We start from the raw sequence: 25,374 nt of genomic DNA, 5'->3' as shown, positions 1-25,374 counted from the left end.
TCTTCAGAACCATCGCAGCCACACGAGTTGAATGAGGATGAGGACGATAGCATCCCAGAAGATGACCTCACCGGGGGTGAACCATTTTCGCGAGCGGTTCACGCCCCAGAAGACGAGCCAGACGATTGCCGCAAGGAGCAGCGGGACGAAGCTTGTGGGCGTCACCTCAGCCTCTGTCCGGTTGCAGCGTCGAAATAGTGCAGCGCATCCCGGGGAAAGGTCAGGAAGACCGGCTGACCGGGCTCGATCGCATCGCAGTTCTTCTGGGTTCGCAGTGTGACGGCCGTACCGCCGCCGAGCTGGAAAATCAGCAGTGTGTCCGGTTCGATCGCTTCCTTCACATCCACGGTCAGCCGCACGGCTCCGGGCGCCGCCGGATCTGCAAACTCGATCTGCTCGGGCCTTATGCCCAACGTCACAGGCCCGTCAGGGCACTCCACGGGACAGACGACCGCATCGCAACGAAAGACGCCGCCCTCGACAATTCCGTCGATCGTGTTCATTGCGGGCCGCCCCATGAACCCGGCGACGAAACGATTGGCCGGTCGGCGGTATATGGCGCGAGGTTCGTCGAACTGGACAAGCCTGCCGTCCTTCAGCACAGCGATACGGGTGGCCAGGGTCATGGCCTCTTCCTGGTCGTGAGTGACGAACACGAAAGTCTTGTCGAGCTTCCTGTGGAGACGGTTGAGTTCGGTGCGCATATGCAGGCGCAACAGGGCGTCGAGATTGGAGAGCGGTTCGTCCATCAGACAGATCGCGGGTTCCCAGACGAGCGCGCGCGCCACCGCGACGCGCTGCGCCTGGCCGCCCGAGAGCTGGGCGGGCTTGCGGTGCAGATAGCCCTCGATCCGTAGGAGTTCAGCCACGCCCCTCACCTGACGATCGATCTCGGCAGGGGCGACCTTACGGATACGCAAGGGATAGGCGATATTCTCGAAGACGCTCTTGTGGCTGTAGAGGGCGTAGTTCTGGAACACCATGCCGATTCCGCGGAAACGCGGCGGCACATCGGTTATATCCTTGCCGTCGATCTCGATGCTGCCGTTCGACGGCGTTTCAAGCCCGGCGAGCAGGCGGCATGCCGTCGTCTTGCCGGAACCCGAGGGTCCCAGCAGCACAACGAACTCGCCGCGCTCAAAGTCGAGGTTCAGGCGGTCGAGCGCGATCGTTCCGTCCGCGAACCGTTTCGTCACTTCCTTGAAAGATACCGCCATAGAGCGCTCCGACCGTGACCTCAGCCCTTCACCGCGCCGAAGGTCAGGCCGCGAACGAGGTGTTTCTGAACAAGAAAGGTGAAAACCAGGATCGGCAGGGTCGCGACGACCGCAACCGCCGCGACCTGTCCCCACAAGGTGCCGTGCGGGGTGATGAGACCCGGAATGCCGACCGTCAGCGGCCGTCCCTCGAAAGCAACGAGGATGAAGGCGTAGAGGAATTCGTTCCACGACAGGATGAAGCACAACACGGCCGTCGCCGCGAGACCGGGCGCGGCGAGGGGGACGATGACGCGGACAAAGGCGCCGAGCCTCGAGCGCCCATCCATCATGGCCGCCTCGTCGATCTCCTTGGGAATCTCGGCAAAGAAGCCCCGCATCATCCATACCACCAGCGAGAGGTTGAAGCTCGTATGGGCGATCACGACAGCGTAGATCGTGTCCGTCAGCCCAAGAGTCGTGAAAAAGAGGAAGAGGGGGACGGCGATCGATATGGGTGGAGCCATGCGCGTCGTGAGGAAGAAGAAAAACAGGTCCTCCTTGCCCGCGAAGTCCGAGCGCGCGAATACATAAGCGGCCGGTGCGCCGATGAGTATCGACAGCGTGGTGGTGCCCAGCGAGATGGCGAGCGAGTTGTAGACGAGCGGCAGATAGTCCTTGTCGATGAAGACCGCCGGATAGTTGGCGAGCGTGGGCGTGAAGAACCAGGTCGGCTGAGGCGACAGGATGTCCAGCCTTCCCTTGAAGGAAGTGAGCAGCATCCAGACGTAGGGTGTCAGCGCCATCACCAGCACACAGGCCAGAACGCCTATCGCCAGGATCCTGTAGGGCCGGTTCATCGACCTACGCCCTCGCCGTCGCCGACTTCCAGTACACGGCCTTGTAGAAGACCGAGCACAGTATGAGCACGACGAGATAGACCATGAAGGAGACCGCGGCCCCATAGCCGAGGTTCCAGTTCTTGAAGTTCACGCGATAAGCGTAGATCGACAGCAATTCCGATACGGTGCCCGGTCCCCCTCCGGTCATGATGAAAACCTTGTCGAATTCCTTGAAGGCATCGATGCCGCGCAGCAGGAGCACCAGGGCAATGATGGGCCGCAGCAGGGGGAGCATGATATCGACGAACTGGCGCCATGGCCCGGCTCCGTCCATCGTCGCCGCCTCGAAGGGCGATCGCGGCAGGCTCATCAATCCGGCGAGGATGATTAATGTCACGAAGGGCGTCCATTGCCAGACGTCGATGGCGATGATTGTCGGCATGACCAGGCTTGGCGAGGAAAACACGGCGCTCGCCGGCGACAACACCCCGACTGCCCGCAGATAGTAGGTCGCCATGCCGAAATCGCCCTGCAGCAGCAGCCGCCAGATGAGGCCCACAGCGACGGGCGCCAGCATCATCGGCACCAGCAGCAACGTGGTAAGAAGCCGCTGCCGGTCGATAAAGCGCCAGATGAGCCAGGCCAGGGCAAAGCCCAGCACGAACTCGACGGCCACGCTGACAACCACGAAACGGATGGTGAGCCAGAACGAACCCCAGAAGATGGGATCGTCCCGGACAAGCCTGCGGAAATTGTCGAAGCCGATGAACGCGCCTTTCTGGTCCGGATTGGCGAAGCTCAGGTCGGTCATGGCGGTGTAGGCCATGTAGTAGAACGGTCCGACGAGGAAGACGACGACGAGCAGCGTCGCCGGCAGGATCAGCGGCAGCGATGCACCGCGATCGAGCAGGAACAGTCCCCGGGAAGGCTGATTTCCAGACATCATTCGCCTAGTCGTCTCCCGTGGGGCCCGGCCCCACGGGAAGGATTGCACAAGCCGCCCTTGTCACTGGACAGGATACTTCATCGGCGCGCAGGAACCCAGCAGCGCCGATATCTCCTTGGCCGACTGGTCGAGCGCCTCCTTGGCGGACTTCTCGTCGGCAAGGTAGGAAGAGAGCTCGCGCACGAGGATATCGGTCATCTCGCTCGACTGCGGGATCGTGGGCTTCGGCCTGGCAACCTCGTTCGACCCCATCGACGCCTGGGAATAGGGCAGCTTCTGGACCTCGGCGGAAGCGTAGACATCCGGGCGCGCAGTGGCGCCGCCGTTGAGGTGCTGGTTCAGCTGCTGCTCGTAGGCCATCATCCACTGGATGAAGAGGTAGGCCGCTTCCTTGTTCTTGGAGGAGGAGGGAACGAGATAGGTCCAGCCCTCGACCTGAGCCACCTTGCCGCCGTCGCCCTGCGGAACGAGGTCGAAGCCCATCTTGCCGACCACGGTCGAGGCAGCCTCGTCCACCGCCACGGCATAAGTCGCGTCGTTCCACATGATGAGCTCGGCGACCTTGCCCTGTTGCATCAGCGCCATCACGTCGTCCCAGAAGTAATTGAGAGTGTCCGGTGGCGAGAACTGCATGAGGCTCTTGTAGTATTCGGTGGCGGCGATGGCCTGCGGGCTGTTGACGATGACCGGGCCGCATTCCGAACCCGACTTCACCTCGAGCATGTCGCCGCCGTAGGAATAGAGGAAATTCAGCCACTCGTACCAGAGAGCCTCATGGCGCTTGCCCTGCAGCGCGGTGCCGTAAAGCTGTTGGTCCGGACGGGTGAACCACTCGGCAATATCGTGGTACTGCTTCCAGTCCTGTGCCGGCCCGAGGTCGTAGCCGTACTTCGCCTTGAAGCCCTCCTTCTCCTTGGGATCGTTCAGAAGATCAGACCGGTACCAAGCGTACATCGTCAACGCGGTGAACGGGAAGCCGTAGGGCTTGCCGTCATACCAGGAGATTTCCTTCCACAGTCCCTGATAGAGCTGTTCCTCCGGCTTGAAGTCCGGATCGCGCAAGATCGGAGAGCTCATGAAGTTCTCCACCGGCTCCACATGGCCGTTGGTGACGAACTTGCCCAGCTCGCGATGCGGCTGAATGATGAAATCGTAGCGGCCGCGCTTCGAGTTGAGATCGAGCATCACCTTGCTCACCGCCTCGGAGTGCTCGTACATCTCGATCTCGACCGTGATGCCCGTGCGCTTCTCGAATTCGGGAGCCAGCTTCTTCATCGCCTCCAGGGGCGGAAGGGCCTCGCCGATGGTGCGGATCGTGACACCCTTGTACGGCGCCGCCGCTTCCTCCAGCGACCATGCGCCCGCTGCGCCGACAACACCGAACACGGCAAACGTCGACAGCGCCGATACCGCTGCGAACGTACGCAGTTTTGAGTTGATTCCAAGCATCGCACTTCCCCTGTGGTTGGTTGTTCTTTTCATGCGCGGCCGACGGCCTTGCGTTCGGCCGAATCCTGCGATCGAGACTGTTTTTAGAAAGCACTCGGACGCTATCGCGGGAACGCTGCACGTATCTCGCCGCCGGTGCGCGTGAGAAACGGCTGGTTCGCAGTGCTGCCTATGGAGCCAATGCGTCCTCCAATTCCCGGAGGAAAGGTCTCCGAGCCATGTTTCGCACAAACGCCGGAGAAGCAACTGGAGCAAGCCCGGGGGTTAGCAGCATATGCAACCGACGTGAGCCTCCAAGGCGACAGGTGCCGGCAGAGGCATATTCCACAAACTGAGCGAAGCCTATAAGAAGGTGCCGCTCGTGGGATATTTCCCATTCAGTGTAATCCAAAAGGCATATGCGTTTTGCGGTAGGAGGCGAGCGTGGCGGCGGTAAGTTCCGAAGGGACGTCAGGCAGGCAGCTCCTTTCCCAGCCGGAATGGTTCGCCGCGCTCGGCGAACTTCTGTCCCAGGTGGGAAGTCACGACTTCCCGGGAGCATTCGCCTCGACCGTCCGGCGTCTGGCTCCCTACGACTATACTGTCAGCTTTGCCTATAGCGGGTCGGCCAAGCCCGTCTGCCTGCATCATACATTCGGGCCAAGACAATTCGATATCCATGTCAAGGAGTATGAGATCGGCCCTTATCTCCTCGACCCGATGTATAAAGCCACCGCCAACGGAATCAGATCAGGTCTCTACAGGCTCGCTGATCTGGCGCCGGATCAGTTCTACAAGAGCGAGTACTACAAATCCTACTACATCCAGACCGGCCCGGTAGACGAGGTCGCGTTTTTCATTCCCGGCAAGGATAGCTGGATGATCGTGACCTCGTTGATGCGCGCCCCGAGCCAGCCAGCTTTTTCGGTACATGACATGCGGGTTCTGCGTGCAGTGGAGCCGCTCGTCAGGCGCATCGCAGAGGCGCATTGGCGCACCGACGAACGTCTGAGGACGGCGGGTCATGAGGAAGACGACAAAGAGGTTCTGCGCCGGACCGTTCAGGAGGCGCTCAGAACCCGCGGGATGCCGCCCCTTACGCCGCGCGAACTCGAGGTCGTCGGCCTGGTCCTGGAGGGGCATTCGTCCGAGTCGATTGCCAATCTCCTCAACATATCGGCCGGCACCGTTCGCATCCACCGCAAGAACATTTACGCCAAAATGCGCATTTCCTCCCAGAGGGAGCTGTTCTCGATTTTTGTCCGCCCAGCCGCACTCGGAGCACAGGATCGCTAAAGTGCGGCTTTCCAGCCAGGAAAATCCGTGTCGCACCTTTGCTGGGAGTTAGTCACAACCCGGCTTGGATTCGCCCGGACACCTGGACCACGTTCCCTCCCAGCTTCTGGAAGCCGCCGCCGCAGGAAAAGGCATCCGCCTGCCTGTTGCGCGCCTTTCCGCTACGATATCCTTGAGCAATGAAACTCGGCCAGAGCATACGGTTCTGCACCTCTGCCGACGGCACTCGCATCGCCGTGGCGTCTTGTGGCGAGGGACAGGTGATCCTTCGGGCGGCCCACTGGCTGAGCCATGTAGACTACGATCTCGAAAGCCCGATCTGGCGGCCGTGGCTGCAGGCGCTTTCTGCCCGCAACCGGTTCGTGCGTTACGATCCGCGCGGCTGCGGACTTTCGGACCGGCATGTCTCCGACCTGTCCATCGAAGCGTGGCATGCCGACATGGACGCAGTGGCCGCATCAATCGAGGACCCGCGCTTCGTCCTCCTCGGACTTTCACAGGGCGGCGCCCTCGCCATCGTATATGCCCTGAGGCATCCCGAGCGCGTATCGCATCTGGTGCTCCTCAACGCCTACGGTCAGGGCATGCGGGTTCGGGCGCAGACGGAGGCCGAGTTGCTGGAGGCCGAAACCCTCGTCAACTTCGTTCGCATCGGCTGGGGACGCGACAATCCGGCGTTCTGCCAGTTCTTCACCAATCTGTTCATACCCGACGGGACGCCTGAACAGCATCGCTGGTGGGGCGATCTCGAGAGGGTGACGGCAACCGCTGACGTCGCCGCGCAACTGCTTTGGGAGATGCAGCGGATCGACGTGTCGAACCTCGCGGCGAAGCTCCGCGTCCCTACGCTGATCGCGCATTGCCGCGGCGACATGCGCGTGCCGTTCGACGAAGGCTGCAAGCTTGCGGCTGCTATTCCGGGTGCGCGCTTCGTGCCGCTGGAAAGCAAGAACCATGTGCTCCTGCCGGACGAACCGGCGTGGGCGGCGTTCCAGGCCGAGCTTGCCGCCTTCCTCGGCCAGGATCGACCCGTGCAACCGCGCGCCATCCGTGAGGCCGGCCTGACATCCGCGGAGGCGGCCCTGCTGGAACTCGTCGCCGAAGGGCTCGACAACCGCGCGATCGCAGAACGCCTCGGCAAGAGCGTGAAGACCGTGCGCAACCAGCTATCCGTGATCTTCAGCAAGCTCGGCGTGCACAGCCGGTCTCAGGCGATCGTCATGACGCTGTCCGGCAGGGAGCGACCGCCTCAGGCGGATTGACACCGTAGTCAGCCCCGCATGCGGGACATCTGTCCCCTCCGTCGCCGGATTTTCTTATATGGGCGGGACTGCCGCCTCATGTCCGCCGACACGGCGGGCCTCATCCTTGGACTGACGGAGCAGCAAGACGCTCTCCGACGCAAGGAGGAACCCGAACATGGCACAACTTGACGAAACCACCCTCAATGAACTCGTTGGCCGCGTCCTTGGCGATCTCGGCGGAGCAGTCAGCGTGCCGCTGGTGCGGATCGGAGACGCGCTCGGCTTGTACAAGACCCTCAAGGAGGCCGGACCGGCGAACGCCGAAGCGCTTGCCAAAGCCGCCGGATGTGCGCCGCGCTACGTACGCGAGTGGCTTTCCGCACAGACGGCCTCGGGCTACGTGCATTACGAGGACGGGCAGTTCTCGCTGACGCCCGAGCAGGCATTCGTCTTTGCCGAGCCCGACAGCCCGGTCAATCTGATCGGCGCGTTCGATACCGCCGCGGCGATGGTCGAGAACCAGCCGAAGGTGCAGTCGGCGTTCAAGACCGGACGAGGCGTCGCCTGGGGCGATCAGGCCGGCTGCATGTTCTGCGCAGTGGCGCGGCTGTTCCGGCCGGGCTACGTAAATGCCCTCGTGCAGGACTGGCTGCCGGCGCTCGACGGGGTCGTCGACAGGTTGAAGGCGGGTGCGAACGTGGCCGATGTGGGATGCGGGCACGGCCTGTCCACCATCCTGATGGCCCAGGCGTTCCCCGACTCTCGCTTTATCGGCTACGATTTTCATCCGGCTTCGATAGCCGCCGCGAGCGCGCACGCCCGGGCGCACGGGTTGGCGAACCTGCAGTTCGAGGTCGGCCTGGCGCAGGACTTCGAGGGGCGCGATTTCGATCTGATCACCTGCTTCGACTGCCTGCACGACATGGGCGACCCCAAGGCGGCGGCTGCACATATCAGGAAGGCGCTGAAAGGCGGCGGCACGTGGATGGTCGTCGAGCCGATGGCCGGCGACACGCTGGAAGACAACATCAACCCGGTTGGACGGCTCTATTACTCAGCCTCGACGATGATCTGCGTGCCCACCTCGCTGGCGCAGGAGACGGGGCTCGCGCTTGGCGCACAGGCGGGAGAGAAACGGCTTACCGAAGTGATCCGGTCCGGCGGCTTCACGCATGTCCGGCGAGCGACCCAGACCCCCCTCAACATGGTGCTCGAAGCGACCTGAAAGTGATTTCTGGACGGATGTTAACGCAGGATTTTGGACTGCTCCTGTCCGGCAGCGATACGTGAGCGCTCACGTGCGTGGCCCAGACAAATACTCCCGTTCAAAAACCTTCTCGTCTCCTTGAAAAGCGCGAACCTTGCAGTCGACCGCGAAGCTCTTCTCGACGCGCCGCATCGTGGCCTGCGTTTCCGTGCGAATGCGCCAGTCGCCACGTCCGAGAGACAAGGTCCAGTCCGCCTCGATGCGCAACGTGGACGGATCGAAAGGCCTGGCGAAGTAACGTTCGACGCAGCGACGGCTGAACTCCAGTCCGTGCGCCTCTATCTTCCGCAGCCCGTCGTCCACGACGACTTCCAGCATTTCCTCGCCGGTGATGAAGTCGCGGCTGAGCGTACGCCGCATCTCGCCGGGCTCGACGGTGCGGTGCGCATGCGGACGCGACGCTTCCGGCGGGGAGAAGGCTACCGGCTCCGGCCGACATTTTGCGCGGTCGAGCAGCGGCAGGTCCAGCACCGAAGGGCCGGTTTCGACCGTGAGCGTCACGTCTTCGTCGGCCGGCCAGACCGTCGGCCAGTAGGAGGTGGAAAGGGCGAGGCGGATGCGCGTGCCGGCCCGGAAGCGATAGGCGGTGTCGCAGAGGCGAACGGCAACGTCCATCGGCGTGCCCGGCTTTAGCGACGTCGGCTCGCTAAAACCGCTCCTGTAACGCAGGTCGAGTACGCCATAGGTGACACGCGCAGAACGGCCGGCCGCGTCGACCTCGTTGAGGCGGACGATCAAGATGCCCTGATCGCCGGACGAGGCGACTCGCAGCCGCAGTATCGGCGCGCCCATTATCTCCAGGTCTTCGGCCAAAGGCGGCGTGTCGAAACAGAGCGACTGGCCGTCCTCGACCGCCTGATCCGCCGGCTGGTCGGCGCATGCGCCATAGGCGCACCACTCGCCCGCGGTCCAGCCGAGCGTCTGCGGCGAGCAGGTGTCGAACGAAAGTGAGGGCGATGGCGCGTCGTCCAGGCTGCCGTCGCCGAGATGAAAGCCGCGCACCGCATGCGGACCGAGATCGTCCATCCCGATCCACTCGCCATCCCGGAAATCATGATCCGGCGCAGTTGGCAGATCGCGCTGGACATAAACCCTCAGCAACGGCTCCTCCATTGCGGTCGTCGGCTTGTCCTTCAGCCAGTGGTCCCACCAGCGCAGGCATTCCTGCAGAAAGCCGATGGCCGGGCCGGGAACGGCGGTGTGCGGATAGTCGTGGCCCCACGGACCGATGATACCGCGCCGCGGCGAAGCGAGGCCGGCAAGCAGGCGCAGGACGGCGTTGGTGTAGGAATCGGTCCAGCCGCCGACCGCCATCACTGCGCATTCGACGGCCGCGTAGTCCTCACAGACCGAGCCGTGACGCCAGTAAGCGTCCCGAGTGGGATGCGCGAGCCAACGCTCGATCAGGAAGGTCTGGTTGGCGAGCCTGTCAAGCCACATCTCGCGCCACCGCTCGCCCGCGATCGCGGGATCAGGCGGCCGCGTCAGGTCGGAGAAGAAGGTCTGCGCCCAGGTGAAATTGGCGCTGAGCTGGGCGCCACCCATGTAGTGGACGTCATCTCCATAGCGATCGTCGGTCGAGCCGACGGTCACGACCGCCTTCAGCGCCGGCGGCCGGCGCGCGGCGATCTGCAGGCCGTTGAAGCCGCCCCAGGAAATGCCGATCATCCCGACATTGCCGCTGCACCAGGGCTGACGACTGATCCAGTCGATGACGGCGAGCCCGTCCTCCTGTTCTTGAGGGGCGTATTCGTCCTCGAGCAGCCCTTCGGAGTCGCCCGAACCCCTCAGATCGACTCGAACGGCCGCATAGCCATGGCCTGAGAACCACGGATGCATCATCTCGTCGCGATGGGCCATGCCGTCACGCTTGCGGTAGGGGATGAACTCGAGGATCGCAGGCACAGGCGAGGCCTCGGCATCGGCCGGCAGCCAGATGCGGGCGGCCAGCCGAACGCCATCCGGCATCGGTATCCAGGCGTTTTCGATCTCTCGCACCGTGTGCGGGAAGACGTCACGAAAGGTGTTCATCTCAAGTCCCTGAGCCGTTGCGGCGCCGGATAAAGGTCGCGCCGCAACTGGTCGGCGTAGCGGTGGGCGCTGCGATAGGCGTCGTACGCGGTTGGATCGAGGTCGGCGAAGACGAGTTCGCCCGCAGCCGCGCCCGCTCTCGCGAGCACGGAGCCGTCGGGCGCGGCGACCGTGCTCAGGCCAACGAAGTCACAACCGTTCTGCGGCCCGGCCTGGTCGCAGAAGGCGACGAACACCGAGTTCTCGTAGGCACGCGCCGGGACCTGGACCAGCGGCACCACGCCATAGGGCTTCGTCGTGCCGCTGAGCACGAGCACGACATCGGCGCCACGCGCGACGAGATCCTGCGCGGTCACGGGATGGTCGAGATCGAAGCAGATCAGCACGCCCGCCTTGATGCCTTCGCAAAGGTCGATCACCTCGCCCGGCCCGCCCGGCGTGAAGATCGCTTCCTCATAGGCGCCCCAGAGATGCATCTTGCGGTAGTTGAGCAGCCGCCGTCCATCCGCTGCGACGAGCAGCGCGGCGTTGGCATGGCCTTCCGCGAACTTCTCGCAATAGCCGACGAGGATGCCGATGCCATGCGACCTTGCGATCGCGCCGACGCGCGCGGTGGCCGTGTCGACGGTGAGAGCGAGGCTGCGTGTCTTTGCGGGATCGCCATAGCCGGACAAGGCGAGTTCGGGCAGCAGCAGGAAGGCAGCACCTGCCTTGGCCGCGTCGGCGGCATGCCTCGCGAGTTCTGCAAGCGACCCCTCGATCGAACCGGGCTGGCCGCCCGTCTGCGCCAACGCGATGCGCAAAGGCGGTCTCAAGCTCGCGCCGCCTGCAGTTCGAACAGCCGGTCGCGGGCAAGCCTGCCTACTGCCGTCCCCGCCTCGTCGGTCACGACCAGTTCGCTCCGGCCGCTCGCCAGAAACGCGCCCAGCGCGTCGTGAAGAGTCGACAAGCGGTCGAGGCGCGGCGCATCGGCCGGAGCGTCGCCGCGCCCTGCCGACATCAGGTCACCGACGGTCATCGTCTGAAGCAACTTGATGGCCCGATCCTCGCCGAGCAGGCTCGCCACGAACGGAGTGGCCGGTCTCATCAGCAGTTCGGCCGGCGTCCCGGACTGGGCGATGCGTCCCTCCTCCATCACCACGATGCGATCGCCGAGGCGGATCGCCTCCTCCATGTCGTGGGTGACGATGACGATCGCCTTCCTCAACTTGCGCTGGATTTCCAGCACTTCGCACTGCAGGCTGGCCCGCGTGATCGGATCGAGCGCACCGAACGGCTCGTCCATCAGAAGGATGGGCGGATCGGCGGCGAGCGCACGCGCCACGCCGACGCGCTGCTGCTGGCCGCCGGAAAGCTCGACGGGCCGCCGGTGCCGATACTCGGCGGGCGGCAAATGGACGAGCGTCAACAGTTCGTCGACACGCGCGGCGATGCGCTGCCTGTCCCATCCGAGCAGTTGGGGAACGACGGCGATGTTGCTGGCCACCGTCATGTGAGGAAACAGACCGACCTGCTGGATGACGTAGCCCAGCGAGCGGCGCAGTTCCAGAACGGGGATTTCGTGGACGTCCTTGCCCGTAACCAGGATTGTTCCGCTCGTCGGCTCGATCAGCCGATTGATCATCTTGAGCGTCGTCGTCTTGCCGCAGCCGGACGCGCCGATCAGGGCGACGGTCTCGCCCCGGCGGATTTCGAGATCGAGCCGGTCCACGGCCGGCTTCGCGGCCGCGTCGAACCGTTTCGTTACCGTGCGGAATTCGATCGCGGCGTCGCTCATCTGCTTCTCCCTGCCAGGCGCATTGCTACCTTCTCCAGGAGGATCATGATCTGGTTGACGATGACGGCGAGCAGCGCCGAAAGACCCGAGCCGACAAGAAGAGCGTTGGCGTCCATGCGCGCAATGCCCTGGAGAATCAGCGTACCGAGACTTTCGACACCAATATAGGCCGTCAGCGTGATGACGGAGACCAGCATGATGGCGGAGATGCGGATGCCGGCGATGATGACCGGTGCCGCGTTGATGAGTTCCACCCGCAACAGGGTTTGCCGGTCGGACATGCCCATGCCACGTGCCGCCTCTTTCAGGCCGGGCTCGACGCTGCGCAGGCCGCTCAGCGTGTTCTGCATCACCGGCAGGATGCCCTTGATGAACAGCGGCACCAGGGCCCCGACATAGCCAATGCCGAGGAACGGAATGCAGATCGCCAGCAGAACGATCTCCGGCGTCGCCTGAAGCACGTTCATGACGGGCACGATGGCCCGGGCAGCACGCAGCCGGTAGACGGCGATGCCCGCCAGGATGCCTGCAACGGTGGCACCGGACAGCGCCACCAGGAAAAGAAGGATGTGTTTGACCAGCAGGTCGGCGATCATCCCGCCGAAGATGGAGAGATAGAGCGGGAAACTCATGGCGCGCCGCCTGCGGCACGCGCCCGTGTCTGCTGTTCCGCTCGCGCCTCGACAGAGCGCAGCAGCATATCGGCGAGAACCGCGATGACGACCACGGGGATGCTGCCCGCCAGAACGACGACCAGCGACACGGTGGAAATACCGCGGAAGATGAGATCGCCCAGGCCGCCGGCGCCGATCAGCGAGGCCAGCGTTCCCATGCCGACGGCGTTCACCACCGCCGTCCGGATGCCGGCCGAGAGAACGGGCAAGGACAGCGGCAGTTCCACGCGCCACAGGATCTGCGCCTCGCTCATGCCGAGGCCGCGGGCCGCCTCCCTGGTATGGGCGGGCACATTGACGATGCCGGTATAGGTATTCTGCACCACCGGCAGCAGCGAATAGAGGACGATGGCCGCGATCGCCGGCACGAAGCCGAGGCCCAGCACCGGAATCATGAGGCCGAACATCGCCAGCGTCGGCACGGTGTAGATGACGCTGACCGTGCCGAGGATGACGAAGGACAGCGGTCTGACCTTGGCCGCCAGGATGCCGAGCGGAATGCCCAGAGCCAGCGCCAGCACGACCGAAAGGGCGCAAATCTCCAGATGCCGCGCCGTCGCCAGCGCGATCCGGTCATAGTTGGCGATGAAATAGTCCATCCGTGCGATCCATGGACGCCGACCCTAGCACGGGTGACGCCCTGCGGCCCACCTAGGGCGGGCCGCGAAGCTCTGATCGTTTACTGGATCGCGCCGATCTCCTTGAGGTAGTCCTCCGCGACCTTGTCGAGCGGCACATTGTCGATGTCGGCCCGCGCGTTGAGCTTGATCTGGGTCTCGGTGTCGATGTTGCCGATCACCTGGTCGATCGCATCCTTGATCTCGGGATGCTTGGCGAGCAGTTCGTCGCGGACGGTGATCGCGGCGTTGTAGGCCGGGAAGAAGAACTTGTCGTCGTCGAGCACGCGCAGACCGACCTTCTCGATGCGCGCATCGGTGGCGAAGGCGACGATGACATCGACCTGGCCGGCATCGATGGACGTGTACATCAGGCCGATGTCCATCGGTTTGATCGAGCCGAATTCGTAGCCATAGGCCTTGGTCATACCCGGATAGCCGTCGATCGGACGGCCGGCGAACTCGACCGACGAACCCAAAGACCAGTCCTTGGCGTGAGGAGCCATGTCGGAGATCTTGGTGATCTTGAGCTCTTCCGCCTTGTCCTTCTTCAAGGCAAGCGCATAGGTGTTGTTGAACTTCGTCGGCGCCAGCCACGTGATGCCGTACTTCTCCTTGTATTGGGAGGCAACGCGGTCATAAGCCTTTGCCGGCTCGGTCAGCGCCTCCTCCTTCAGCACATTGGCGAGCGCGTCGCCCGTATAGTCCGGGAAAATGTCGATCGCCCCGTCGATGATCGCCTGCTGGCCGATCGCCGTGCCACCGAGATTGGGCGAGAGCTCGACCGGAAGGCCGAGCTTCTTCTCGACGATCAACGCGGCCATGTATCCGAGCATCGCCTGCTCGGTCTGGTTCGGAAAGCCGACGCGGACCGGCTTGTCCTGTGCGAGCGCCTCCTGCGCCAGCGCCGTGGCGGCCACCGCCAGGCCGGCGGCGGCGAGAACCGTTCTGCGGGAAAAGTTGATCTTCTGCTTCGTCATAACGTGCACCCCTGTTGTTTGTTGGTTGCTGCTTCCTCGTCCTTCGCACGCAGCCCGGCAGCGCCCGGCCTTGCCACGCGCTCGTTCCAGCTCCGCTCGAATATCTTTCCGTCGTTCTCGAAAGCCTCGATGACGGCGCTGAAGGCGTAGTCGGGCCCGTCGAAGGCGATGCGTGAACGCGTCTCGACGCGAACGTCCCAGTCCGGGCGTCGCATTGCCGCCAGACGCCGGGCTTCCGAACGGGCGAACGAAGGGTCCTGCCAAGGCATCGTGTAGGTCTCGGAACCGAGCGCACGCAGCGTCAGCGAAACATCGCCCAGTTCCACTGCGCCGAGATTGCGTACCACTTCCACCACTGTCTCCCGACGATCAAGCCGTTCGGTAAGGCTGAGCCGACCGCGACCAGGCCCGACGATCTCGCGTGCTTCCGGATAGGGAAGGCTGATGGCTGGGCCGAAGGACGGCGGAACGGCCGCATCGGTATTGCTGGCCAGCGGCATTGCGACATGCGCGGCGAGCACCGTGACGGGCGCACGGGCGGGCGCGCCGACGGCTAGCGGCCAGTAGGCGGTCGACACGGCAAGCCGCAACCTGTTACCGGCCGGCACCTCATAGCCGATGTCGTTCAGCCGGACCCTCACGGTGACAGGTTCGCCGGAGCGCAACGTCCAGACGTCACCGAGATTATCGGTAAGCGTTAGGTTACGCAAACCGTAGGTGATGCGACGGCTGACGCCATCCGCCGAGACGTCGTTCAGGCGTATCGCGACCATGGCCTCCGGGGCATCCACGGCAAGGGTGAGTTCGACCGTGACGCCGCCGAGCAGCGTGAGCGGCGCGTCGAGGGGCGCGCTGTCCCAGCAGGCGGAGACGGCGTCCTCGGCCCGCTGGTCGAGCGGCATGTCGGGACCCCAGCCATAGGGACACCATTCGCCCGAGGCGGTGCCGGTCTGTGGCGGGCTGTCGATGCGCGTCGGCGCCAGCTTTACCGGCACCGTGGCGCGCAATCCATCGTCGGTCGCGTGCAGGATGAACCGGTCCTGATCCTTCGGCGGCCATACGGACTCGGCGGCCCAGCGGCCCTTTCGCACTGCAAAGGACGGCTGCGGGGCCTCGCTCTCCTGAATCCAGCAGGCGAGCATCGGCTCGGACATGATGCCATCGTCTCGCCCCTTCAGCCAGCAGTCCCACCAGCGCTTGAGATAGGCGATGAAGTCGATGCCCGGCCCCGGCGTGGCGACATGCGGGAAGGCGTGGCCCCACGGTCCGATCAGGCCCTTGCGCGGGCCCGTCAAGCCTGAAAGCAGGCGCATCACGGCATTGGTATAGCCGTCCGCCCAGCCGCCCACCGCAAGCACCGCCGCCTTGATGGCGGAATAATCCTCGCAGACGGAGCCGGACTTCCAGTAGCCATTGCGCGTCCCGTTCCGCATCCATTGCAGTGCAGGCGGCGAAACTGCATCGAGGCGTGCCAGCCACATGTCGCGCCAGCGCCCTCCGACAATCGCCGGGTCGGGCGGCGTCGCCAGCCAGGTGAAAAGTGTCGAGCCGTATTGCAGATTGTCGTTGAGCAGGCAGCCGCCCATATAGTGCATGTCGTCGGCGAAGCGGTCGTCCGAGGCGCAGGTGGTCACGATGGCCTTCAGCGGGGCGGGCGCCAGCGCGGCGACCTGCAGCGAATTGAAGCCGCTCCAGGACAGCCCCATCATGCCTACATTGCCGTCACACCAAGGCTGCGCCGCGATCCAGCCGATCACATCGACCGCGTCGCGCCACTCCTGCGGTGTGTATTCGTCGAACATCACCCCATCGCTGTCGCCCGAACCGCGCATGTCGACACGAACACAGACATAGCCTTCGGCGGCCAGCGCCGGATGCGTGAACGCATCGTCACCGCGATGGCGGTCGCGGCGGCGGTAGGGCAGATATTCCAGGATAGCGGGCAGAGGCTCGTTCGTGACCGGGAACCAGATGCGCGCTGCAAGCCTGCAACCGTCCGGAAGCGCAATCCAGACGGTCTCCTCGACGCGGGTGGCGTAGTTGCTCACGCGGCCGACCTGCCGAAGGCCCGCGCGACCGGCGGGGCGGAGACGAGATCGAGAAGCTGCTGGACCGAAGGCTGCCCGGCAAGATCGTGCACGGCAGCGGCGATGGCGGCGGCGCGCTCGATCCCGCAAAAGTCGTCGGCATTGGCATGGAATTTGGTAAGTATCTCGTCATCGTCGAGAGGACGTTCAGCGTCGCCGCGAGCTGGCAGGGTGCCGCTTTCGAGCACGCGGCCATCCGTCAGCCGAAAGCGCGCCCGGGCGAAGCGCTCGGCCGGGAAGCGCGCTTCGATGTCCGGCGCCTCGATCAGGCGGATACGCCGGCTGAGCGACAGCACCAGCGGATCCCGCAGGGCGGCGCCGACGATCGCCGATGGCGGCAGTTCGCCATAGGCCACGGCCACCGCAACCGGGAAGGGGAGACTGTATTGCGCGATCTCGGTCGTTTCCGGTGTCCTGTCGTCCAGCCGGATGGCATTGTGGAAGCTCTCGATCTCGATCTCCTCGATCATGTCCGGCCGGAGATCATGAGCGCGCCGAACCGCAAGCGCGGCCTCGATGGCCGGCTGCGCCCACCGGCACACCGGATAGGGCTTGAAGTAGAGTTCGAGGATGCACCAGCGCGTGCCAAGATCGCTCCACAGATCGGCGACGGCCGTGTCCTCGATCACGAGAGCCGGCGCCCCCGTAAAGCCGTCCGCCGCGAGGTAGGCCGCACTGAGGCCGGCCATGGCACCCCAGCCGGACCCGTCCTTCACCATGGTCGGGAAATCGATGCAGCGCATCATCTGGCTGCGCGGTCCATGATACTCCGCAATGCCGACGGCCTCGCGCAGATGCCTCGCGTCCAGGCCCCATAGCCGTCCGGCCACCGCGGCAACACCGAGCGCGTTCCACGCGCCGGACGTGTGATAGTCGCAGCAGATGCGGTGCTGCGCGATGCCGGCGCGGATCGCGACTTCGTAGCCGATCGTCAGGCTGACGAGAAACTCCGCGCCGCTGGTCGGACGGCCGAGTGTGTCGGCCAATGCTGCCAGCGCGGGCAGGATCGCGCATCCGGCGTGGCCTTTCGTCAGTACGTGGCCGTCATGGGAGTCGAAACTGTCGATGGTCATGCCACCGGCGAGCGCAGCACCCACCGGGCTTGCCGCGCGGCCGTCGAACAGGATGCGGGCGGGGCGTTCGCCGACACCGGGACCGAAGAAGCGCGCCGCATGTGCGTTGATGATGCGGGACAGATCCGTCTGCGTGCCCGCCGCCGCCGTCCCGATCAGATCAAGCAGACAGCGGCTCGCCATCCGGGCGACCTCCGGCGGCAGATCCGCGAAGCGGGTCGAGGCGACGAAATCGTGGAACTGGTTGCCCATCTGACGTGCATCTTCCGAGTTGCATCCCCGGCGGGCACTATGATCGCGACCTTGCCGCAGGCTTGACATTTTTCGACGTTCGCTTTGCATGATCCGCCAAGCCTTAAAAAATGCCGGGCGGACGGCCATGCGCGAGTCGAACATCTATACTGCTACCATCATCCTGACGCCGGGGTTCTCGATGATGTCGTTCTCGTCGCTGATCGAGCCGATGCGCGGCGCCAACCGCATCGCCGGAGCCCAGCTCTTCCGGTGGCGGCTGCTCAGTGCTGCTGGCGGTCCGGTACTGGCCAGCAACGGCATCGACGTGAAGACGCTGCCGGTCCCGCCGCAGGACGACGGCTCGGACCTGGTGGTGCTCTGCGGCGGCCAGGAGGACGAGGCCTATGCGGACCGCAGGATACGCGAATTCCTGCGCCATCTGGTCCGAAGCGACACGGTCATCGGCAGCGTCAGCACCGCCAGCTTCATGCTGGCGGAAGCGGGCCTGCTGGACGGCCGGCGATGCACGACGCACTGGGATTATGTCGATGCCTTCCGCGAGAAATATCCGCATCTGGACGTCTGCAACGACATCTTCGTCTTCGACCGCCGCGTCTTCACCTGCGGCGGCGGCGTCGCCGCGATGGACGTGATGCTCGAGATCATCCGGAGCCTGAAGGGCAGCGAGTTCGCCAACCGGGTGTCGGAGAATTTCGTATACGGCAGCATACGCAGCCATGACGAAAGCCAGCGCATGTCGCTTCGGATGCGGCTGGGCGTGCCGCATACGACGCTGATCGAAGCTGTACGACTGATGGAATCAAATACGGAATCGCCCCTTCGGATGCCGGCGATCGCTCGCAAGATCGGGGTGTCGCCGCGGCAGCTTGAACGTCTTTTCGAGACCTGGCTGGGCGTCTCGCCTACCCGCTACTACGTCCGCCTCAGACTGGACCGTGCAAGGGCGCTTTTGCGATATTCCTCTATGTCGGTTTTCGACGCCGGGGTCGCCTGCGGCTTCACGTCCGCTTCGCACTTCTCGCGCGCATACAGAAGCCGTTTTGGCTGCTCTCCCACCACCGACCAGCGTGTCATGTTCGTACGAGAGAGGATTCGTCGATAGTGTCGCGTGCTTTGTGGTCGGAAACCGATGCTGCCTGCACAGCGGCGAACGGAGAGGATGCGACGCGCATCTCGCACATCAATACGGCTCACCGAACTCTAGACGTCGCCCCATCCGCCAGCGACCGGCAAATCGATTCCGGTGATGAAACCAGCCTGCTCTCCGGCCAGGAAGACAAAAGCCGCGGCGACTTCCTCTGGCTTGCCTATCCTGTCCATGACGCCGAACTTCGCCTCGAGCGCCTTCATCGCAGCGGCCTCCTCGGGTATCGGCAGCGCCTTGTCGAAGATGGGCGTATCGATCGGCCCTGGCGCGACCCCGTTGACGCGAATCTTTCTCGGCGCGAGTTCAGCGGCCAGCGTCCGGACCATCGAACGCATGGCGGCCTTGGTCGCCGAATAGACCAGCTGCCCCGGAATGCCCTTCACGTCGTTGACGCTGGTCGTCATCAGGATGACCGAACCGGGCCGCAGGAGAGGCAGGCAAGCCTGGATGAGAAACAGCGTTCCCTTGAAATTGATGTCCATCTCGTGGTCGAAAGCGGCTTCCGTCACATCGTGAATATTGCTCGCCTTGCAGACGCCCGCATTCGCCACGATGACATCCAGATGGCCGAAACGCGCTTCACAGGCCTTGCTGAGCTCCCGGTTCGCGGCCGGGGAAGCGTTGTCGGAAACGATGCCGGCGCAATTCGCGCCCAAGGACCGCTCGGCTGACGCCACGCGCTCGGGATTGGCGCCCGTCACGATGACGTTGGCCGACGCCGCCAGAAATGCGCGCGCCGTCTCAAAGCCGATGCCGGTTGTGCCGCCGGTGATAAGAACATTCTTTCCGCGAAGCGATGACATGCCTTCTCCTTCGATAGTCTTCCGGCGACGGTTGACCTCTTTTGAAGTGACGGGCGATTGGCCTTACGCCGCCATCGACTGTGAGATCACGATGTATTTCCTGGGGAGACTGATCGTCTCGTTCTCTGTCTCGAAATGGAAGGCCCCGACATCCATCAGACCCGGTCGGCGACCAGATGCGTCAATGCGCAACCGGTTTCGTAGTAAACCTGCTTGGGAACGTTGAAGCGCTCGCTGTGCGCATCGAGCGGGGGAACCGGCAGCACGTCCGCGTCTCTCTGGAGCAGAAATTTCGCAAGCGCCTTGCCGAAAACGGTTCCCGGACCAATACCGCGACCGGAATAGCCAAACGCCGCATAGGCGTTATCGCCAAGCCGCAGGATCTTGGGAAGATGATCGGCGGTCATGCCGATGACACCGTACCATGCATAGTCGACCGGCTGTCCCTTCAGGAAGGGAAACAGCGCGACCATCTTTCGATAGGCCCAGTTCGTATGGATGCCGTTGGCCGCGTGCCGCAGCGATCCGGCAGCGCCGACCAGCAAGCGCCCGCCCCGGTCGACGCGCAGACCGGACATGACGGTCGCCGTGTCCCAGCAGCCTTCCTTGCCGGGCAGTATCCGGCGCAGGTGTTCCGGGGCGAGCGGCTGCGTCGCAATGTGGAAATAGCAGGCTTCGGTCAGCGGCGGCGGATTGAGTCCCGGGAACGCACGGTGATAAGCGTCCGTCGCGTTGATCAGCAACGGCGCCGTGATGGAGCCATTGTCTGTTTCGACCAGCCAGTTTGACTGGGCTCGGCTGACCTTGGTTACGCGCGATGTCTCGTAGATCGCGGCGCCTGCCTCGGTCGCGGCGCGGGCAAGGCCACGGCAATAGGAATAGGGTTGGACGATGACGGCACGAGGATCGTAGAGCGCTCCGAGATAGGCTGGGGTACCCGTCCGTTCCTCGGTCTCCTTCGCAGGAAGGAGAACGACTGGAGACTTTCGTTTCTGCTGCTGTCCAAACCGCCTCTCCAAGTCCTTCAGGCCGGAGCGCGAATGGGCCAGATGCAGGGAGCCGACGCGATCGTCGTCGCAGGAGATGCCGTACTTGTCGATGATGTCGGACACCACCTTGGGGGAAACGGCCAGTTCAGCATTCAACCTCGCCCCGGCCTTTTGGCCAAGTTGCGCCTCGACGTCGTCCGGCGGCGTCCACAAGCCGGCGTTCACATAGCCGGCATTGCGGCCGGAAGCGCCATGGCCAACCACATTGGCTTCGAGGACAACGACCCTTGCGCCGAGTTCCGCGGCATGAAGCGCGGCCGAACAGCCGGTAAAGCCGCCGCCTATGATGACGAGATCGGCGGTCATCTCCCCGCCGAGCGCCGGGAAGCTAACGTTTTCCGAGGCGGTCACATGCCAAAGGTTCTGCGAAAAGTTCCTGCCCACGCGTCCCGCACCCCGGTGAAATTCACGAATCTAGAAAGCGCCGCTCAATGCTTGCGGCCCCGAGACCTGATCTTCTGCTCGCCTTCGGAGTCTATGTTCTTGACCAGGCTTGCCACTATGCCGGGCGCATGGGCTGCGGCTTCCTTCATCTGGCCGGGAGAATTCGAAACCAGATTCCGCAAGCGGTTTATGCTGGTCTCCAGATGATATCTCATCGCCTCCGTAGCACCTTCTACATCTGATTCTTCTATGGCTACGACAATCTTCTCGTGCTGCTGATGGATCATTTCATAGTATTTTTCGGCGTTTTCTTCTGGAACTATCGATGACAGTTTTACTCTGGGAGTAACGATCGGTTTCATATATTTCAAAAGTTCATATATGTAAGGACTCTTCGACGCCTTCGCTATCGCAAGATGGAAACGGTAGTCATAGATGACCTTCGTCGAACTTGGATCGGCGTGTTCGGCGTCGATCTTCTCCATCAGCCTTCGGATTTCAACCGCGTCATTCCTGGTCCGTCGCGCAGCGCATAACGCCGCCGCCTCGACCTCGACCGCCTTGCGCAATTCCAGCACCATGATCGTCTGAGGCAAGGTCCGAATGGCGTCCCAGTCGACCTCGAAGCGGTTTACGGCCTGCTCTCCGACGAAAACGCCGATGCCCTGACGAGCGACCAGGATACCCTCTGAACTCAGGCGCATGATCGCTTCGCGCACCACGGTCCGGCTGACTTCGTAAATCTCGCAAAGCTCCGATTCTGTTGGGATGCGATCGCCCGGCTTAAGCTTGCGCTTCCTGATCATCTCCTTCAGCTGACCTGCGACCTCTACCGAAAATGACTGCCGTTTCTTCATGCCCATATCTCCAACATGGCTTCTATTTGCATGGCGGCAAGCCACTTGGCAACGTCGGGAAAGTGTGACAACAGTAGTTGTATGATGTCACAACTCATAACGCATGGCCGGGCCGTTTGGCAAGCGTATCCACGACGCAGGGGAGAATTTGCATAATGCGGGCGACAGGCCAATCGGCTCCGAAGCGGCAGTCGTATGATGTAGTAATAGTTGGCGGCGCCGTGATGGGTTCTTCCACCGCCTACTGGCTGACCGATACCGAATCGTTCTCAGGCAGCGTGCTCGTCGTGGAGCGCGACAGCAGCTACCGTTTCGCATCGAGCTCGCTCGCCGCAAGCTGCATCCGCCAGCAATATTCCCAGCCGCTGAACGTCCTGATCAGCCAATTCAGCGTCGACTTCATACGCGACTTCGGCGCGCGCATGCAGAAGCACTAGCCCGTTGGGTCGGCGTGAGAACAAAGGTGGTAGTGAAGCGGCTGGGCGATCTGGAGATGCTGCCTTCCGTGCGGGAGGCACACGACGATATCGCCGGCCGCGTGCGCGACAAGCTGACCGGCTTCCTCGCGTCAGCAGCCGAAGATTTTGCGCACGCCGCACAGGCGCTCGAAGCGAGGCGGCTCGCGATGGTGGAAGAGCATCGCGCCGCGCGCCGGCACCTGCAAACCCTGCATGAGCAACGCGATGTCAGCGAGATGCGGCGACGTGCAGAACGATTCCGCAAGGGATTCCTCGGTCTGTGGGATCGTGTCACGGGGCAGCACGGGAAGCTGCGCGGACAGAACGAAGCGGAGACGGCCGCTTGCGCTGCGCGCGACGCCGAGGAAAAACAGGCGCTCATCGACCGCCAGCTACGGGAACGCCGGAGCCTGCAACACGAAATCAGGCAGGAACGCCGTCAGCATATGCGCGAAATGACCTGGCTCAACCGCCAGATTTCAGAGGCCGAGCGCGGCAACGACCGCAAGGCCGAAACCCCGGACGCTGAACGCACACGGCGCAGGCAGCGCATTCGAGGGCCAAGCGCCTAGCACATACCCTTCAGCGACTTGCGGTACGAGCGCCGGAACGGATTTGCCGACCGGAATGTAAAGACGCTCGAATTTGGAATGCGGGAACGTTGGCACTCCTCACAAGGTTGCGCCGAAGAGGCAACTGGATTTTGCATCCGGACGGCATGTTCAAGTCCTGGCGATCTGTCGCCGAGCGGCTATCCGAGTCGGCGACTTCGGTTCATTAATCGTGTGGCTCTACGAGATGGACAACGCCGATCACTTTCTCCAGCGGGAGCACAAATGCGAGGCCGTGTCCTGGCGCGTTCAATTCGGCGGCCCGCTCAATCTCCCGTAGCATTGTGTTCTTCATTCCGGCAGGCACCACGGTAAGCACGATCTCCTTTTCCGGTTCTATCTGGATGCCGAAGACCCGCATTTGCTCGTTGCGGCCGACGCCGCGTCCTAGAAGGATGGTTCCGCCATGCGCACCTGCTTTCATGGACGCCTGCAAGACAGCGTCGCCCCATCCCTTGCGGACAATACTGACGATAAGACATGGGTCCACGATCATGTGTCACTCCTTTACACGCGCCTTACGGCGAACCAGCAGCCCCAGCGCTGTGACCGAGATAATCGGCGCGAGGGAGATGAAAGAAATGAAACCGAGTCCATCAGTGACCGGATTCCGGTCTGCTATGGCCGAAGATATACCCAGCGCCAAAGCTAACAGAAACGTGTTAGCCAGAGGTCCTGTCGCAACCCCTCCTGCATCGATGGCGATGGAAACGAAATCCCTATCACAGAACCAGATCAGGATGATCGCCAGCAAATAGCCGGGCAGCAGAAGGTATAGTAGCGGAATCCCATAGCTGGCGCGCACCAAGCCGAGCGCAGCCCAAACGGCGACACCGATGCAAACTGCATAAAGCACCAACGCGCCGGGAACGGAGCCGTTGGAAGCCTCTTCAACCTGATTTGCGAGGATGCGGACAGAGGGCTCGCCCCAAGCTGTGACGAATCCGAGGAACAGGCCGATTGGCACGATCAACCAAGGTTCACCTATGGAACCGATCGCTATCCCGATTGCGCGACCAAAGGGTAAGAAGCCGATGCCGATTCCCAGGAGGAACAGGAAAAGTCCTGCTGTGGCCAACGCGGCCCCAACGAGAATTTCTTTCACGCTGCCGCGCGGCAATCGGAGCAGGAAAAGTTGAAAGATCACGAACAGCGCGACAAGCGGCAGAATCGCTTGTGCAACGCTGGTGGCCGTGTCGGCGAGATTATCCAGAAAGGCTTCGCTCACGACCATAAGAACCCCATCACGAGCACCGCAATGACCGAGCCGATAGAGGCCAGACCCAGAACTCCAAACCCGTCCGACACGGCATTTCGGCCGGCCAGAACCGAACTCAAGCCAGCGGCGAGTGATATCACCACGGGGGTGGTCAACACTCCGGTCGTCGCTGCTCCGGAGTCGAAGGCGAGTGGCCGGAAATCTTCCGGCACGAAGAGCGCGAGCCCAAGCGCCAGCAAATATGCACCCACGATCAGCCGCTTGATTGACCAGCCAAGGATCACCCGGACCATAGCCCCCGCCGTAAACACGGCAACTCCCGCTGCAATCACATAGAGGACCGCTTGGTCGGGTATCCGTCCAACGGATGCCTCATCTACCTGCTCGGCCAGCACCAGCACGTCGGGCTCAGCAACCGTCGTGACGAAGCCGAGCGCAAATGCTACCGCGATTATGAGCGAGAGGGACCCTCTTTTCGGAAGTTCTGAACCAACGAACCTGCCCATAGGCAGGATGCCAATGTCGATGCCGGCGAAAAGCAGCAGCATGCCAGCGAAGACCAGAGCGGCTCCGATGAGGAATTGCACGAATAGCTCGGTTGGAGATTGGACCAGCATGACCTGCAACAGGCATACGACCACGAGCAATGGCGCCACGGCCTTGGCAACCTCAGTAACGTTCCTGATGAATATCGAATGCATGATCTTGGCAGCTTACGTGGTTCGATCGAATTCTATAGTAACGTAAAATCGTCGCAGCCAGCCATGATTGCCGGATTGGGGTGCAAATCGCTAGGCCCAGTGATGATAGCGCAAGGATTAATGACGATGTCGCCAGAAGAGAATCGGAGCAACGCACTTCCCTTCCTCGCCCAAATAACTGGATCGGTATTTTTGGCTACGAGTCTCCTAGTGATACTCGACTGGAGGGCGGGTTCTATTCTTCTTAGGGATGAATGGCCCCTGCTTGTCGTTATCGAGCTACTAAGCGGCAGTCTCTTTCTGGCGTTTATGGCTGCGTTGATGAACGCCGTTTACCGCGCGCGAGAGACGCCGCGCTGATTGCCCGCCGTCCGAGAGGAATGCAGTAACAATGAGCGGAATGGCGCTGCGTACTTAACGAAATGAACTAAC

At 62.9% G+C, this 25,374-nt stretch carries 25 protein-coding genes; 6 read left to right on the top strand and 19 right to left on the bottom strand.

Annotated features, from left to right (window positions below; genetic code table 11):
* Window positions 1-3: 3 nt before the first annotated feature.
* The 5 genes from M9955_09165 to M9955_09145 are packed head-to-tail and all read right to left on the bottom strand — an operon-like array spanning window position 4 to window position 4,433.
* Window positions 4-165: a hypothetical protein gene (locus M9955_09165; protein ID MCO5081812.1), complete on the bottom strand. Its 162-nt coding sequence runs from the start codon at window positions 163-165 to the stop codon at window positions 4-6.
* Window positions 162-1,217, bottom strand: coding sequence for an ABC transporter ATP-binding protein (locus M9955_09160; protein ID MCO5081811.1), 1,056 nt, complete (start codon window positions 1,215-1,217; stop codon window positions 162-164). The genes M9955_09165 and M9955_09160 overlap by 4 nt, the downstream gene beginning before the upstream one ends.
* Window positions 1,218-1,237: 20 nt before the next feature.
* On the bottom strand, window positions 1,238-2,056 hold the full coding sequence (locus M9955_09155) for a carbohydrate ABC transporter permease (GenBank protein MCO5081810.1): 819 nt from the start codon (window positions 2,054-2,056) through the stop codon (window positions 1,238-1,240).
* A 4-nt stretch (window positions 2,057-2,060) separates the two neighbouring features.
* On the bottom strand, window positions 2,061-2,984 hold the full coding sequence (locus M9955_09150) for a sugar ABC transporter permease (GenBank protein MCO5081809.1): 924 nt from the start codon (window positions 2,982-2,984) through the stop codon (window positions 2,061-2,063).
* A 60-nt stretch (window positions 2,985-3,044) separates the two neighbouring features.
* Window positions 3,045-4,433, bottom strand: coding sequence for a sugar ABC transporter substrate-binding protein (locus M9955_09145; protein ID MCO5081808.1), 1,389 nt, complete (start codon window positions 4,431-4,433; stop codon window positions 3,045-3,047).
* Between the two features lie 423 nt (window positions 4,434-4,856).
* Here M9955_09145 and M9955_09140 point away from each other — a divergent pair, with 423 nt between their 5' ends.
* From M9955_09140 to M9955_09130, 3 genes are all read left to right on the top strand, one after another.
* A complete protein-coding gene (locus M9955_09140; GenBank protein MCO5081807.1) occupies window positions 4,857-5,708 on the top strand; it encodes a LuxR C-terminal-related transcriptional regulator in 852 nt (283 codons plus the stop codon).
* A 179-nt stretch (window positions 5,709-5,887) separates the two neighbouring features.
* Window positions 5,888-6,970, top strand: coding sequence for an alpha/beta fold hydrolase (locus M9955_09135; protein MCO5081806.1), 1,083 nt, complete (start codon window positions 5,888-5,890; stop codon window positions 6,968-6,970).
* Window positions 6,971-7,127: 157 nt separating this feature from the next.
* A complete protein-coding gene (locus M9955_09130; protein ID MCO5081805.1) occupies window positions 7,128-8,177 on the top strand; it encodes a methyltransferase domain-containing protein in 1,050 nt (349 codons plus the stop codon).
* A gap of 69 nt (window positions 8,178-8,246) precedes the next feature.
* Here M9955_09130 and M9955_09125 read toward each other — a convergent pair whose 3' ends face one another.
* The 8 genes from M9955_09125 to M9955_09090 form a co-directional block, all read right to left on the bottom strand.
* Window positions 8,247-10,250 (bottom strand): CocE/NonD family hydrolase, encoded by a 2,004-nt coding sequence (locus M9955_09125; protein MCO5081804.1) that lies wholly within the window; start codon window positions 10,248-10,250, stop codon window positions 8,247-8,249.
* On the bottom strand, window positions 10,247-11,065 hold the full coding sequence (locus tag M9955_09120) for a carbon-nitrogen hydrolase (GenBank protein MCO5081803.1): 819 nt from the start codon (window positions 11,063-11,065) through the stop codon (window positions 10,247-10,249). The genes M9955_09125 and M9955_09120 overlap by 4 nt, the downstream gene beginning before the upstream one ends.
* Window positions 11,062-12,027: an ABC transporter ATP-binding protein gene (locus M9955_09115; GenBank protein ID MCO5081802.1), complete on the bottom strand. Its 966-nt coding sequence runs from the start codon at window positions 12,025-12,027 to the stop codon at window positions 11,062-11,064. The genes M9955_09120 and M9955_09115 overlap by 4 nt, the downstream gene beginning before the upstream one ends.
* Window positions 12,024-12,623 (bottom strand): ABC transporter permease, encoded by a 600-nt coding sequence (locus tag M9955_09110; GenBank protein MCO5081801.1) that lies wholly within the window; start codon window positions 12,621-12,623, stop codon window positions 12,024-12,026. The genes M9955_09115 and M9955_09110 overlap by 4 nt, the downstream gene beginning before the upstream one ends.
* A gap of 32 nt (window positions 12,624-12,655) precedes the next feature.
* Window positions 12,656-13,300, bottom strand: coding sequence for an ABC transporter permease (locus M9955_09105; GenBank protein MCO5081800.1), 645 nt, complete (start codon window positions 13,298-13,300; stop codon window positions 12,656-12,658).
* 80 nt (window positions 13,301-13,380) lie between these two features.
* Entirely contained in the window at window positions 13,381-14,298 is a 918-nt protein-coding gene (locus tag M9955_09100; GenBank protein ID MCO5081799.1) for a hypothetical protein, read from the bottom strand.
* Window positions 14,295-16,346 (bottom strand): CocE/NonD family hydrolase, encoded by a 2,052-nt coding sequence (locus M9955_09095; GenBank protein MCO5081798.1) that lies wholly within the window; start codon window positions 16,344-16,346, stop codon window positions 14,295-14,297. The genes M9955_09100 and M9955_09095 overlap by 4 nt, the downstream gene beginning before the upstream one ends.
* On the bottom strand, window positions 16,343-17,710 hold the full coding sequence (locus tag M9955_09090) for an MmgE/PrpD family protein (protein ID MCO5081797.1): 1,368 nt from the start codon (window positions 17,708-17,710) through the stop codon (window positions 16,343-16,345). Before M9955_09090 ends, M9955_09095 begins: the two co-directional genes overlap by 4 nt.
* 127 nt (window positions 17,711-17,837) lie before the next feature.
* On the opposite strand from M9955_09090, the gene M9955_09085 reads away from it, so the two are divergent.
* Window positions 17,838-18,815: a GlxA family transcriptional regulator gene (locus M9955_09085; protein MCO5081796.1), complete on the top strand. Its 978-nt coding sequence runs from the start codon at window positions 17,838-17,840 to the stop codon at window positions 18,813-18,815.
* Window positions 18,816-18,913: 98 nt separating this feature from the next.
* Here M9955_09085 and M9955_09080 read toward each other — a convergent pair whose 3' ends face one another.
* The 3 genes from M9955_09080 to M9955_09070 form a co-directional block, all read right to left on the bottom strand.
* Window positions 18,914-19,663: an SDR family oxidoreductase gene (locus M9955_09080; GenBank protein MCO5081795.1), complete on the bottom strand. Its 750-nt coding sequence runs from the start codon at window positions 19,661-19,663 to the stop codon at window positions 18,914-18,916.
* A 155-nt stretch (window positions 19,664-19,818) separates the two neighbouring features.
* Window positions 19,819-21,018: an FAD-binding oxidoreductase gene (locus M9955_09075; protein MCO5081794.1), complete on the bottom strand. Its 1,200-nt coding sequence runs from the start codon at window positions 21,016-21,018 to the stop codon at window positions 19,819-19,821.
* 122 nt (window positions 21,019-21,140) lie between these two features.
* Window positions 21,141-21,953: a FadR family transcriptional regulator gene (locus tag M9955_09070; protein MCO5081793.1), complete on the bottom strand. Its 813-nt coding sequence runs from the start codon at window positions 21,951-21,953 to the stop codon at window positions 21,141-21,143.
* A 224-nt stretch (window positions 21,954-22,177) separates the two neighbouring features.
* Here M9955_09070 and M9955_09065 point away from each other — a divergent pair, with 224 nt between their 5' ends.
* Both M9955_09065 and M9955_09060 read left to right on the top strand, forming a co-directional pair.
* Window positions 22,178-22,390, top strand: coding sequence for an FAD-binding oxidoreductase (locus M9955_09065; GenBank protein ID MCO5081792.1), 213 nt, complete (start codon window positions 22,178-22,180; stop codon window positions 22,388-22,390).
* 26 nt (window positions 22,391-22,416) lie between these two features.
* Window positions 22,417-22,983 carry a hypothetical protein gene (locus M9955_09060; protein MCO5081791.1) on the top strand — a complete coding sequence of 189 codons (567 nt, stop codon included), beginning with the start codon at window positions 22,417-22,419 and terminating at the stop codon, window positions 22,981-22,983.
* A gap of 205 nt (window positions 22,984-23,188) precedes the next feature.
* Here the strand turns inward: M9955_09060 and M9955_09055 are convergent, their stop codons facing one another.
* From M9955_09055 to M9955_09045, 3 genes are read right to left on the bottom strand one after another with little or no spacing between them, the layout of a single operon-like run.
* Window positions 23,189-23,518: a P-II family nitrogen regulator gene (locus M9955_09055; protein MCO5081790.1), complete on the bottom strand. Its 330-nt coding sequence runs from the start codon at window positions 23,516-23,518 to the stop codon at window positions 23,189-23,191.
* A 3-nt stretch (window positions 23,519-23,521) separates the two neighbouring features.
* Window positions 23,522-24,256, bottom strand: a complete 735-nt coding sequence (locus M9955_09050; protein ID MCO5081789.1) for a DUF1538 domain-containing protein — start codon at window positions 24,254-24,256, stop codon at window positions 23,522-23,524.
* The gene (locus tag M9955_09045; GenBank protein ID MCO5081788.1) at window positions 24,247-24,942 is read right to left on the bottom strand and encodes a DUF1538 domain-containing protein; all 696 of its coding nucleotides are present in this window, start codon (window positions 24,940-24,942) and stop codon (window positions 24,247-24,249) included. The genes M9955_09050 and M9955_09045 overlap by 10 nt, the downstream gene beginning before the upstream one ends.
* Window positions 24,943-25,374: the final 432 nt, after the last annotated feature.

This window comes from Rhizobiaceae bacterium, assembly GCA_023953845.1.
Classification (GTDB): Bacteria; Pseudomonadota; Alphaproteobacteria; order Rhizobiales; family Rhizobiaceae; genus Arvimicrobium.
The sequence above is the reverse complement of the archived record's forward strand: the minus strand, read 5'-3'. Positions and strand labels throughout refer to the sequence as shown.